The following is an 11,645-nucleotide window of genomic DNA, read 5'->3' as shown; positions in this document are numbered from 1 at the left end:
CCGGGCCCCAGGGCCGGCGCGTCGCCCGCGCGTGCCGTACCGGCGTCCCGGTCCTCCGCGCCGCCGTTCCGCGAGACGGCGCCCGCCGGGACGTCCGCCACGACCCGCAGCACCACCGGGGCCTGCGGCGACGCGCCCGCGACGTCGGCGGACCGCACGGCGTACCCGTCCATCGCGGCCGCGTCGAACGCCGGGGAGTCGAGCAGCGACGGGACGTCGGCGGCGAGCACGAGGCCCAGCGCGTCGTCGAGGCCGCGGTGCTCGACGGGCAGCGGACGCACCAGGTCGAGCACGTCGTCGACGTGCCGGGCGGTGGTGCGCCGGGGCGCTGGAGGGGCCATGCCCGCACGCTACCGAAGCCCGGATGCCGTCCGCCGACCCCTGGGTTACGTTGGTCGCAGGAGTCATGAAGCGGCCCGCCCCCCTGGACCCAGGAGGACTGACATGGCCTCGATCTCCGTGACTGCCGACACCCCCGAGCGCACCGCACCCGTGCGTCCCGCCTCCCTCGCGGAGGTGCTCGCCCTGGGCACGCACCTCCTCGTGGGGCAGTACCGCGTCGAGCTCGGTTCCGGGTCGTGGTGGTGGTCCGACGAGGTGTACCAGATGCACGGCTGGGCGCCGGGCGACGTCGAGCCCGGTCTGGACGCGCTGCGCTCGCGCAAGCACCCCGACGACCGCGCGCGCGTCGTGCGCGCCGCGACCGAGGCGCTGCGCGCGGGCCGTCCCTTCTCGTGCTCGCACCGCATCGTGGACGGGCACGGCAAGGCCCGCTGCGTCGTCATCACCGGGCAGGGGCGCCGCGACGCGCGCGGTCGCGTCGTCGAGATCGCCGGCTACGTCGTCGACATCACCCCGGCGCAGCGCGAGGCGCTCGACCGCGAGGCGAACCGCGCCGTGACGCGCGCGTTCGTCACCGCGGCGTCCGTCGAGCAGGCGAAGGGCGTGCTCATGGCCGTGCACGGCGTCGACGACGTCGCCGCGTCCCACCTGCTGGCCGAGGCCGCGGGCGCGGCCGGGGTCCCGGTGCAGGAGACCGCCGCGCAGGTCATGGCGGCGCTCGCCAAGGCCGGCGGCATCGGCCCGACGGCGGAGGCCACCGTCGCCGGCGCCCTCGCCGCGGTGAAGCCCGTGGCGCGCCCCCACGCCCACGAGGCCCAGCTCGCCCGCCGTCGCGAGCCCGCCCGCCGCTGAGCCGTCGACCGCACCCACCGCACGACCGCACCAACCTCACGGACGACGACAGGAGGACCCGATGCCCGACGAGACGCCCGCCTTCCCCGCCCAGCAGCAGGAGCCGCCCGGCTCCACCGCCGCGATGGACCCGACGCCCGACCACGGCGAGCAGTCCTACCGGGGCAGCGGACGGCTCGAGGGCCGGCGCGCGCTGATCACCGGCGGCGACTCCGGCATCGGCCGGGCGGTCGCGATCGCGTTCGCGCGCGAGGGTGCCGACGTCGCCATCGGCTACCTCGCGGAGGAGCAGGACGACGCCGAGGAGACGGCGCGCTGGGTGCGCGAGGCCGGCCGCCGGGCCGTGCTCCTGCCCGGGGACCTCACCGACGAGCAGACGGCGCGCGAGCTGCCGCGCCAGGCCGCGGCCGAGCTCGGCGGGCTCGACGTGCTCGTCAACAACGCCGGCTTCCAGTACGCACGGCGCGAGTCGTTCGCGGACGTCGCGACGGACGAGATCGACCGCGTCCTCAAGACCAACCTCTACGCGCTGCTGTGGGTGACGCAGTCCGCCCTCGAGCACCTGGGGGAGGGCGCGAGCATCATCAACGTGTCGTCGATCCAGGCGTACCAGCCGTCGACGTCGCTCGTCGACTACGCGTCGACGAAGGCCGCGATCAACAACCTCACGGTCAACCTCGCGGCCGAGCTGGGCCCGCAGGGCATCCGCGTCAACGCCGTCGCCCCGGGACCGATCTGGACCCCGCTGCAGCCCGCGACGCAACCGCCGGAGAAGCTCGAGACGTTCGGCACGGACACGCCCCTCGGGCGCGCCGGGCAGCCCGCTGAGGTGGCGCCCGCGTTCGTGTTCCTCGCGTCCCCCTCGGACGCGGGCTACGTGTCAGGGACCGTGCTCGGGGTGACGGGAGGCAAGCCCGTGTTCTGAGCAGCCAGACCTCCTCCCGCAGGCGCGCCGGATCGGCCGACCGTCGCGCCGGGCACCGGGAGGAGTGGAGGACGGGCGACGGCCGCCCGTCCGGGAGCGGGTCCGTCGCGAGAGCGACGGCGCCCACGGTCGGGACACCAGCCGCCACGCCTTGTGCGGGCGAGACGGCCACCGCTCCCGGTCCCGCCCGGGTCACGCCCGGGCGGGACCTCCGCCATCGATCTCGCCCGTCCGGGAGTCGTCCCGTCGCCGGAGACGTACGCTGTCCGGGACGAGAGGACGCGAGATGACGAGGATCGAGCCGGACCCGGTCGGTGCGGGCCGAGCCCGCGCGGACGCGGCCGTCGCCGCCGGCCAGCTCGTCGAGACGATCCGGGAGCTCGAGGACCGCGGCGTCGCCGGCGCGGTCGCGGACGCGGCCCGGGCGCTCGCGGAGGAGCCCACGCTCCAGCAGACCCTCGACCGGGTCGTCGAGCTGGCCATGGTCATGGTCCCGGGCTGCGAGTCGGCCGGCATCTCTCTCGTGTCCCGCGGCCGGATCCGGAGCGTCGCGGTGTCCTCCCCGCTCGTCGCGCGCGGGGACGCGCTGCAGTACGACCTCGGAGAGGGCCCGTGCCTCGACGCGATCCGCGAGGCCACGGTCGTCGAGTCCGCGGACGTCGAGAGCGACCCGCGGTGGCCGCGGTGGGCGCCGACGGCCGCGCGCGAGCTCGGGGTCCGGTCGATGCTCGGCGTCCAGCTCTACACGTCGGACGACGCGCACGGCGCCCTGAACCTGTACTCGACCCGGACCGGGGCGTTCGGCGACGAGGCCCACCACCTCACGACGACGTTCGCGGCCGTCGCCGCGGCGGCGATCGCGGCCGCGCGGACGGAGGAGCAGCTCCAGTCTGCCGTGCGCACCCGCACGCTCATCGGCCAGGCGCAGGGGATCATCATGGAGCGCTACACGCTCTCCGAGGCCCGCGCGTTCGCCGTCATGAGCCGCGTGTCGCAGGACTCGAACGTCAAGCTCGTCGACGTCGCGCGCGAGATCGTCGACACGCGGCGCATCCCGGGCGTGGAGGACCCGACGGGGCGGGCGCCCGCCTGACCCGGGCCGGGAGCGGGCGCGTCAGGCGTCGCCCGCGGGCACGACGGCCTCGCCGAGCACCTGCTCGACGAGCTCGCGGGTCCGCGCCTCGCCGCCGTGCGCCCGGAGCCCCTCGAGGAGGCTGCGAGCGAGGTCGCGCACCGGCACGTTGGTGTCGTTCGACCGCTTGCGGAGCAGCTCGAAGGCCTCGTCCGGCCCGACACCGTAGGCGACCATGAGCACGCCCCTCGCCTGCTCGATGACCGAGCGGGACGCGTCCGCGGCCATGATCGCCGCCGTCGCCTCGCGCTGCGCCGCCGAGCGGTGCGGCTCGGTCACGTCCACGAGGTAGCCGGAGACCTCGACGACCTGCCCGGTCGCCCGGCTGCGGCGGCCCTGGGCGGCGACGACGAGCGTGCGAGCATCCCCCGAGGCGTCCACGATGCGGTGCATGGAGCCGAAGGGGTCGCCCGTGCGGGCCGAGCGCAGGAGCGCAGGGCGGGCGCCGTCGCGGTCCTCCGGGTGCCGGTGCGCGAGGACGAGCGGGGTCGTGGGCACGACCTCTCCCGGCGCGAAGCCGTGCATCGTGTACACCTCGTCCGACCACCACCACCGGCCCTCGGCGAGGTCGACGCGGAACCGGCCCACGGGCTGGTCGTCACCGGTGACGAGGGCGGCGAGGACCGCCTCGAGATCGGCGGGAACAGGGAGACCCGGTCCGGGCGGGTCGGAGGGCAGGGCGGCGTCCATCGATGGGTGTCCCCAGGGGTCGATGCAGGACGGAGCCGATTCCTGACCCCAGCAGTGGAACACTAACCCAGCCCGACCACGGGCGACGGCACGGGGCACGCGCGGACGGAGGAGAGATGGCTGACGGGTACGAGGTGTCCCGCGCGTCGGGCGGCGACGCCGACGAGGTGCTCGAGGGCGGACGTCGCGAGACCCCCGTCGAGCGGTCCGACCGGAACTGGGTCGAGCTGCTCCAGGAGCTGCGCGTCATGCAGACGGGCGTGCAGATCCTCACGGGGTTCCTGCTCACCCTGCCGTTCCAGGCGCGGTTCGCCGACCTCGACGCGTTCCAGGTCGGCGTCTACCTCACGCTCGTCGGGCTGTCCGTGCTCACGACGGGGCTGTTCGTCACGCCCGTCAGCCTGCACCGCGCGCTCTTCCGCAAGCACCGCAAGTACGAGCTCGTCACGCTGAGCGACCGCGTGACCCGCACGGGGATCCTCGTCCTCGCCCTCGTCTTCACGGGGACGGTGCTGCTGGTGGTCGACGTCGTGGTGAACCGCACGGCGGCGCTGTGGGCGAGCGGGTCGATCCTCGTGCTGCTCGTGGGGCTCTGGTTCGTGCTGCCGCGCGTCGCCGTGCTGAACTCCTGACGCGCACGGCGGCGTCCTCCGTGCCGCCGCGCCCCTACGACGTCGGCGCCGCCTCGCGGGCGCGCACGCCGCGCCGCACGGGGCCGAGCGTGAAGAGCAGCGTCCCGAGCCCGGTGAGCGCCAGGAGGCCGAAGCCGATGCCGTAGTCGCCCTCGAGCTGGTAGACGGCGCCCATGAGCAGCGGCGGGATGAACCCGCCGAGGCCGCCCGCGGCGCCCACGAGGCCGGTGACGGCGCCGACCTCGTCGGGTGGGGCGACCTCCGCGACGAGCGCGAACGTGGCGCCGGACGAGGCGCCGAGCGCTGCGGCGAGGCCGAGGAACGCGATCGTCCCGACCGGCACGAGCCCCGGCTCGAGCGCGACGACGGCGGCGAGCGCGGTCACGGCGACGAAGCACGCGACCGAGACGGGCACGCCGCCGAAGCGGTCGGACAGCGTCCCGCCGACGGGCCGCATGACGACGGCGAGCACGACGAACCCCGCCGTGCGGACGGCGGCGTCGGACGCCGTGAGGTCGTAGGCGTTCACGAGGAACGTCGGCAGGTAGACGCTGAACGCGACGAAGCCGCCGAAGCCCACGGCGTACAGCCACGACAGCTGCAGCGTCGCGGGCATGCGGAACGTCGTCCAGGTGCGGGACCAGAACCCGCTCGACGTGCCCGCAGCGGGGGCCTTGGCGTCCCGGAGCAGGAGCCGGGCGACGACGGCGAACACGGCGAGGACCGCCGCGACGAGCAGGAACGGCGCGGCGTCGCCCCACGCGTCGCGGATGGCCACCGTCGTGAACGCCGAGACCGCGGTGCCGCCCATGCCGACGCCGAAGATGCCGATCGCCGTGCCGCGCCGCTCGGGCGGGTACCACGCGTTGACGAACGGCACCCCGATCGCGAACGTCGTGCCGCCGAGGCCGAGGAAGAAGCCCCCGACGAGGAGCGCCACGAAGCTGTCCGCCACGAGGCCCACGAACAGCACGGGCAGGACGGTCAGCGCGCTGACGAGCGGGAACATGGTGCGTGCGCCGAACCGGTCGGTGAGCGCCCCGACGGGGATGCGGCCGAGCGACCCGACGATCACGGGGACCGCGACGAGCACCGACACCTGGACGTCGGTGAGGTCGTACTGCTGGCCGTACGCGGCACCCAGCGGGCTGATGAGCGCCCACGCCCAGAAGTTCACCGCGAACCCGAGGGTCGCGAGGGCGAGCATGAGCGTCGGCGACCCCTGCCGGGGTGGTGAGCCGGCGGCCGCACGGCGCGATGCCGCTGCTGGTGCCGGCGCCGGCGTCGTCGGCGTCGCGGGCTCGTCGTGCTGCGCCATGTCGGCTCCTCCGGTGAGGTGCCCGCCCCCGGGCACGGCCAGGTCGTCCGTCGAGCGCTCCCCACGCTAGCGGCGTGGTCCGGGCGCCGCGCGGCGGACGCCCGTACCGTGGGCGCGTGCTCACGTGGCTGGTCGGCGGCGTCGCGCTGCTCAACGTCTACGCTCTCGTGCTCGTCGTGGCGCGCGGCGTGCTCTACCGCACGCCCGTGTACCGCCCGATGCTGCTCAACCTCGGGCTGTCGATCGTGCCCGTGTTCGTGCTCGGCGCCGTGGTCCTCGCGCTCGCGTCGCTCCTGGCAGCGCAGGCACCGGTGGCGGTGACCGCCACCGTGACCGCGGTCGGGACGCTCGTGTGGCTCGTCCTGCTGCCCAACGCGGGCTACCTCGTCACGGAGCTCAACTTCAGCCATCGCCGGGCCGACGACCCGGTGCCGCTGTGGTTCGACATCGTCGCCGTCCTCACGCTCGCCCTGTCGGGCGTGATGAACACCGTCGTCAACGTGCTCGTGGCGCAGATGTTCTACGCCGTCCTGCGCTACCCCGACGACGACGCGCCGTTCGAGCGCCCCAGCTCGTGGATCGCCGTGGCCGTCGTGCTCGTGCTCGTCACGGTCGGGATCTACCTCGGGCGGTACGTGCGGTTCAACAGCTGGGACCTGCTGCACCCGGCGTCGTTCGTGCGCAAGCTCGGGCGGCACCTGCGCACGCCGGGAGTCCCGGCCCAGGCCGTGCTGTTCTGCGTCCTGCACTCGGTGCTGCTCGGCCTCGTGTACGCGATCGTCGTCGGTCCGCTCACGACGCTGTTCGTCCGCGGCGGCGCCTGACCGGTGCGTAGGATGCGCGGCGTGACGTCGTCCGGTCCCGGCCCCGCGGCCGTCCGCGGCGTGCGCGCCGCGGTCTCGACGCGGCCCCGCCGCGCGGGCGTGGGCGTCCTGCTCGTCGTCGGGGCCCTGGCCGTCGGCACGACGGCGGCCGGCGGGTTCGCGCCGCACGCCTCGGCCGGCGGGGGACCGGAGCGGGCGGAGGCCGGCACGGTCGTCGCGACCGGGCCGTTCGACCTCGAGGCGCTGTCGTGGACGGTCATGGCCGAGCACGACCGCGACGGGCTCGCCGACGCCGGCGCGGACGCGTGGCTCGTGGTCGTCGTCTCGGCCCTCGGCACCGACCGCGAGTCGCGCCGCCTCGACGACGCGGCCGTCACGCTGCCCGACGACCTCCCGGACGGGCTCGAGCTCGCGGCCGACACCGCGCCGGATCGTCCGGAGCGCACGCTGCTCGTCCGCGACGCGTCGCCGTTCCCGGTCCTGCACCCGGGCCTCGCCGAGGACGTCGCGCTGCTGTGGCCCGTCACGGGTGCGGGGGGCGCGACCTCCGGCGGCTCGCTGACCGTGACCGTCCCCCGGTTCGAGTACCGCGACATGACGATCGGGGGCGGGCGCCGCTGGGCGGAGACGGGCTCCGTCGTGCAGGTGCCCGTCGCTCCCGGTGCCCTGCCGGAGACGCTCGTCGAGCCCGAGGACGAGGACCTCGCGGACGACCTCTTCGCGGAGCCGGCCTCATGAGGCGGGCCGACGGCGTGACGACGGCGGTGCTCCTCGTCGTCGCGGTCGCGGCGGGCGCGGTCGCCGCGCGCGTCGACGCGTGGTGGCCCACGCTCACGGCGACGACGACGCGCGGCGCGGCGGGCGACGTCGTCACGGCCGGCCCGGTGCGGGTCCGCGTCGACGACGTGCGCACCGGCTCGACGCTCGTCGCGGGCTGGGCCGGCGACGAGCTGACCACCGGCGGCGCGTGGGTCGCGGTCGACCTCGCGCTGTCGGGCACGGACGCCGACGCGAACGTCGCCGTCATGGAGCTGCGCGACGCGCACGGGCGCGACCACGCGAGCTCGACGCGCACGACCAGCGACCTCGTCGGCCGGTTCGTCGCGCCCGACGTGCCGCAGCGCGGCACGGTCGTGTTCGAGGTGCCCGAGCGCGCGCTCGACGGCGACCTCGTGCTGCGCGTGCTCACCGAGTCGCAGGACGCCGACGTCGACCGCCCGCAGGCGGTCGCCGAGGTCGACCTCGGGCGGCTCGACGCACCCGCGCCCGGTGCGGTCGTCGAGCCCCTCGAGACCGAGGTCGTGCCGGGCGGGTGGGACGCGTGAGCGCCGGGCCGACCCCGGCGGACGCCGTGGGCCGCGACGCGCGACCGGCGGGGTGGTGGCGGACCAACCGCTGGTGGCTCGTCGTGCTCGTGGCGGCGCTCGCGGCGTTCGGCTGGCTCACGTGGCGCACGGACACCGTCCAGGCGTGGTGGACGACGCAGCCCCATCGCGCGCACGCCGCCGACGCCGACGGGTGGGCCCGGGTCGGCCACGTCCAGGTGCAGCTCGGGAGCGTCGCGGAGGTCGGCGGGCTGGACGACGGCCTGGGCGGCAGCGTCGAGGCACCGGACGGCTACACGCTGTGGGCGGCCGAGCTGTCGTTCCGGTCCGACGCCCCACCCGGCGGGGACGCCGTCGAGGAGGCGACGGGGTCGTGCACCGCGGCCCTGCGCGACACCGACGGTCGCGAGTACGCGGCCGGGGCGGGCGGACTCCCCGGCGCGGGCTTCCCCGACCCGCTCCCGTGCGCCGGCTCGGGGACCGCTACCCAGTACTTCCTCACGCCCGACGACGCGGTCCCTGCCGAGGTGCGCGTGGTCGAGCCGTCCCTCCTGCCGGACTACGTGGCGCTCGACGCCGACGCCGCGTAGGGCCCCGGCTCCGCGCCGGTCACGGCGTGCGGCTGCGGCGCGGTCCGCGCGGCCCGGCGGGTGCGCAGCGCGGAGGGCAGGCCCAGCGTGACGAGCAGGGCGTCGGCCGCGGCGGCGAGCAGCACGGTCGTCAGCACCTGGACGACCACGGCCCCGACGGTCTCGAGCGGCCCGACGACCGCCCGCCACACGACGATCCCCGGCTGCCCGAGCACCGCCTGCGCCACGGTCATCACCAGCTGCTCGCCGAGCGTCAGGAGCGTGAAGGCCACGCAGAACAGCAGCACCGCGCCCCAGCGGCTGCGCCACAGCATCCCGACGGCGCCCACGAGGCCGCCGAACCGGCGGCCCGGGTCGAGCACGAACCCCCACGCTGCCTGCGCGCGCCGCTCGCCGAGCGTGCGGTTGACGCGCGCGACGACGCGCGTCGTGCGCCCCGCGCCCGCCTCTGCGCCCTCGGCCGCCCGGGCCGGGTCGACGACGTCGATCGCCTCGACCCCGTACACGATCGTGCCCAGAGTGAGCCACGCGAGCGGGACCACGAGACCGGTGACGACGCCCGCGACGACGAGCGACGCCGTCGGGCCGAGCGCCTCGACGAGCGGGCGCAGGACGCCGAGGCCGTCGACCACGCCGTCCCACCACGTGGTGACCTCGACGACGACCGCCCGGGTCGACCACCACCCGCGCACCGTCCCCACGGCCGCCGTGACGGTGAACGCGCCGACGACGATCCACACGACCTCGCAGTAGCCCGCGACGATGCGCAGGGCGGCGGTCCGCGCGCTCGACCGCGGGTCGGCGCCCGCCGCCGTCCGCAGCCGGTCCCGGCGCTGCGCGAGCCGGTCGAGCACGGTCCGCAGCGCGAGCGCCGCGCCCACGACGACGAGCACGGAGAGGCCGAGGCCCTCCGGCACGGGCGACGCCGTCTCGATGCCGGCGCCCGCCGCGAGGGCGTGGTCGAGCGCCGCGGCGTCGACGTACGCCTGCCAGTCGGACGACAGGCCGCCGTAGAACTCGTAGACCACGAGGTACGGGACGAGCACCGACGCCACGGCACCGAGCAGCCCCCGCAGGTCGGCGCGACCGTCGTCCGCGCGCCGCACGACGTGGAGCATGACGACGATGCCCACCACCGACGCGAGGGGCGAGAAGCACAGGACGAGCAGGCCCAGCACCGTCGACGACGGCGCGACCGCCAGCGCCGCCCGCAGCGCGAGCTCGTGCGCGACCTCGGCCAGGACGGCGACCGCGACGAGGGCGGGCCAGTGCCGCGCGAGCAACCGCCCGGCGTCGGCGACAACCCGCACGCCCGCGCGCAGCACAGGATCGCCGGGGTCCGCCGCGCGCACGGCCGGGGTCGTCACGCGCGACAGGCTACCGGGGCCCGCCCCGGCGGACGGGTGCGGCGCGGTGGACGGGCGCGGCGTGCGTCAGCGCGCGGCGAGGCGCGCGACGACGCTCTTCGCGCCGCGCCCGGCGAACCGGCGCGCGAGCACGCCGACGCCCGCCGCGACCGCGGCGAAGGTCACGGCGGAGACGAGGCCGACCTCCTCGTCGTCGAGGTCCTTGGGGGCGTCGTGCCCCGTGGCCTTGGCCCAAACGAACGTGACGAGCTTCTGGGCGGCCCACCCGGCGGCGAACGTCAGGGCGACGGTGCCGACCTTCACGGCCAGGGTCTGCTCGGTGTCGTTCGTGTCGGCCACGGGAGTCCTCCGTCGGTCGGGTGGGGCGGCGCCGGTCGGTCGTCGCACCCACACCGTAGTGCGAGGACCGGTCCCGGCGCCGCCCGGGACGCTCACGCCGCGGCGGGCGCGGTCACGCGTGGCTCACGGCGTCGAGCACGGGCAGGCGCGCGGCGCGGACCGCGGGCCAGGCCGCCGCCACGACGCCCACGACGACCGCGAGGCCGAGCATCGCGGTGAGCTGCCCCCACGGCACGACGAGGGTCGTGAAGCCCTGGTCGGCGAGGACCGACGGGAACGCCGCGGCGACGCCCGTCCCCACGACGAGCCCGACGGCGGTGCCGAACACCGCGACGAGCACGGACTCCACGGCGATCGTCACCGCGAGCTGGGCGCGTCCGAGCCCGACGGCGCGCAGCAGCCCGATCTCGCGGGTGCGCTCCACGACCGACAGCGCGAGCGTGTTGACGATGCCGAGCACGGCCACGAGGAGCGACAGGCCCAGCAGGGCGTAGACGATCGCGAGGATCGACTCGACCTGGGACGCGACCTCCCCGGCGAACTCCTCCGCGTCCAGCACGGACGCCACGACGAAGGGGGCGACGGCCGCCGTCGCGCGGTCCCGGACGTCGGCCGGGTCGGCGTCCGGTGCGACGTCGAGGAACAGCATCTCCGGCGTGGTGACGCCGACCTCCTCGGCGACCTCGTCCGGTAGGAGCATGTCGACGCTGAAGACGTCCGAGTCGATCACGGCACCGATGCGCACGTCCCGCGGCGGCGCGTCCGGCCGGGCCGGGTCCGCGACGGTGACGGTGTCGCCGAGCGACCAGCCGTGCTCGTCGACCGCGTCGGCCATGACGGCCGCCTCGCCGCGCGCGAACGCCTCGAGGTCGCCCTCCGTCGCCGTCGTGCGGACGGAGCGGCCGAACCCCTCGGCGGGGAACCCGACGACGAGCTGCGGCTCGTCGTCGACGAGGACCTCCCCGTACGTCACGAGGTCGGCCGACGCGACGCCGGGGACGTCCCGGACCGCGTCCGCGGCGCCCAGCGGGAGCGCGGGTGTCGCGGACCGGACGACGAGGTCCGCACCGGTCTGCTGGTCGACGATCGTGCGCACGGACTCGCTCGCGGACACGGCGAGGACGGACGTCGCGGAGACGAGGGTCATGCCGACCACGAGCGCGCCCGCCGTGGCGGCCGTGCGGCGCGGCTGGCGCGTGACGTTGCCGCGGGCCAGCCCGCCGAGCGGGCGCAGGAGCCACGCCGCTGGAGCCGCGAGGACCGCCAGCACGGGGGAGACGGCGACCGGGGCGAGCAGCAGGACGCCGGC

At 76.1% G+C, this 11,645-nt stretch carries 13 protein-coding genes and 1 pseudogene; 8 read left to right on the top strand and 6 right to left on the bottom strand.

All coding sequences use genetic code 11. From position 1 onward, the window contains the following. Window positions 1-341: pseudogene (locus tag JZ5iCDA_RS11810) on the bottom strand (gephyrin-like molybdotransferase Glp); the annotation flags it as partial. Between the two features lie 103 nt (window positions 342-444). On the opposite strand from JZ5iCDA_RS11810, the gene JZ5iCDA_RS11805 reads away from it, so the two are divergent. The 3 genes from JZ5iCDA_RS11805 to JZ5iCDA_RS11795 all read left to right on the top strand — a co-directional run bounded on the left by JZ5iCDA_RS11805 (window position 445) and on the right by JZ5iCDA_RS11795 (window position 3,212). Then, window positions 445-1,194 (top strand): PAS domain-containing protein, encoded by a 750-nt coding sequence (locus JZ5iCDA_RS11805; protein ID WP_069387353.1) that lies wholly within the window; start codon window positions 445-447, stop codon window positions 1,192-1,194. A 61-nt stretch (window positions 1,195-1,255) separates the two neighbouring features. Continuing rightward, on the top strand, window positions 1,256-2,119 hold the full coding sequence (locus JZ5iCDA_RS11800) for a glucose 1-dehydrogenase (protein ID WP_069387352.1): 864 nt from the start codon (window positions 1,256-1,258) through the stop codon (window positions 2,117-2,119). Window positions 2,120-2,405: 286 nt separating this feature from the next. Further along, window positions 2,406-3,212, top strand: coding sequence for a GAF and ANTAR domain-containing protein (locus JZ5iCDA_RS11795; RefSeq protein WP_083259950.1), 807 nt, complete (start codon window positions 2,406-2,408; stop codon window positions 3,210-3,212). Window positions 3,213-3,233: 21 nt separating this feature from the next. On the opposite strand, the gene JZ5iCDA_RS11790 is transcribed toward JZ5iCDA_RS11795, so the two are convergent. Then, entirely contained in the window at window positions 3,234-3,941 is a 708-nt protein-coding gene (locus JZ5iCDA_RS11790; RefSeq protein WP_069387351.1) for a PAS and ANTAR domain-containing protein, read from the bottom strand. A gap of 116 nt (window positions 3,942-4,057) precedes the next feature. On the opposite strand from JZ5iCDA_RS11790, the gene JZ5iCDA_RS11785 reads away from it, so the two are divergent. After that, the gene (locus tag JZ5iCDA_RS11785) at window positions 4,058-4,573 is read left to right on the top strand and encodes a DUF6328 family protein (RefSeq protein WP_069387350.1); all 516 of its coding nucleotides are present in this window, start codon (window positions 4,058-4,060) and stop codon (window positions 4,571-4,573) included. Between the two features lie 34 nt (window positions 4,574-4,607). Here JZ5iCDA_RS11785 and JZ5iCDA_RS11780 read toward each other — a convergent pair whose 3' ends face one another. Next, the gene (locus JZ5iCDA_RS11780) at window positions 4,608-5,891 is read right to left on the bottom strand and encodes an MFS transporter (protein ID WP_069387349.1); all 1,284 of its coding nucleotides are present in this window, start codon (window positions 5,889-5,891) and stop codon (window positions 4,608-4,610) included. 116 nt (window positions 5,892-6,007) lie between these two features. Between JZ5iCDA_RS11780 and JZ5iCDA_RS11775 the strand changes: the two genes are divergently transcribed. Genes JZ5iCDA_RS11775 through JZ5iCDA_RS11760 form a run of 4 tightly spaced genes read left to right on the top strand, consistent with a single transcriptional unit; the run spans window position 6,008 to window position 8,630 of the window. Next, window positions 6,008-6,715, top strand: a complete 708-nt coding sequence (locus tag JZ5iCDA_RS11775) for a DUF1361 domain-containing protein (protein ID WP_069387355.1) — start codon at window positions 6,008-6,010, stop codon at window positions 6,713-6,715. A 21-nt stretch (window positions 6,716-6,736) separates the two neighbouring features. Next, on the top strand, window positions 6,737-7,453 hold the full coding sequence (locus JZ5iCDA_RS11770) for a hypothetical protein (protein WP_139123087.1): 717 nt from the start codon (window positions 6,737-6,739) through the stop codon (window positions 7,451-7,453). Beyond that, window positions 7,450-8,040, top strand: a complete 591-nt coding sequence (locus JZ5iCDA_RS18920; RefSeq protein WP_069387347.1) for a hypothetical protein — start codon at window positions 7,450-7,452, stop codon at window positions 8,038-8,040. The genes JZ5iCDA_RS11770 and JZ5iCDA_RS18920 overlap by 4 nt, the downstream gene beginning before the upstream one ends. Beyond that, on the top strand, window positions 8,037-8,630 hold the full coding sequence (locus JZ5iCDA_RS11760; RefSeq protein WP_139123086.1) for a hypothetical protein: 594 nt from the start codon (window positions 8,037-8,039) through the stop codon (window positions 8,628-8,630). Before JZ5iCDA_RS18920 ends, JZ5iCDA_RS11760 begins: the two co-directional genes overlap by 4 nt. Here JZ5iCDA_RS11760 and JZ5iCDA_RS18915 read toward each other — a convergent pair. The 3 genes from JZ5iCDA_RS18915 to JZ5iCDA_RS11745 all read right to left on the bottom strand — a co-directional run. After that, window positions 8,600-9,997, bottom strand: coding sequence for a hypothetical protein (locus JZ5iCDA_RS18915; RefSeq protein WP_171905368.1), 1,398 nt, complete (start codon window positions 9,995-9,997; stop codon window positions 8,600-8,602). The genes JZ5iCDA_RS11760 and JZ5iCDA_RS18915 overlap by 31 nt on opposite strands. 66 nt (window positions 9,998-10,063) lie before the next feature. Further along, window positions 10,064-10,336 (bottom strand): DUF4235 domain-containing protein, encoded by a 273-nt coding sequence (locus JZ5iCDA_RS11750; protein ID WP_083259948.1) that lies wholly within the window; start codon window positions 10,334-10,336, stop codon window positions 10,064-10,066. Window positions 10,337-10,448: 112 nt separating this feature from the next. Then, on the bottom strand, window positions 10,449-11,645 hold a 1,197-nt coding region (locus tag JZ5iCDA_RS11745; protein WP_139123085.1), incomplete at its 5' end, for an FtsX-like permease family protein.

Source organism: Cellulosimicrobium cellulans (assembly GCF_001722485.1).
GTDB classification, from domain to species: Bacteria; Actinomycetota; Actinomycetes; order Actinomycetales; family Cellulomonadaceae; genus Cellulosimicrobium; species Cellulosimicrobium cellulans_A.
Note: the sequence above shows the minus strand (reverse complement) of the source record. Positions and strands in the feature narration are given on the sequence as shown.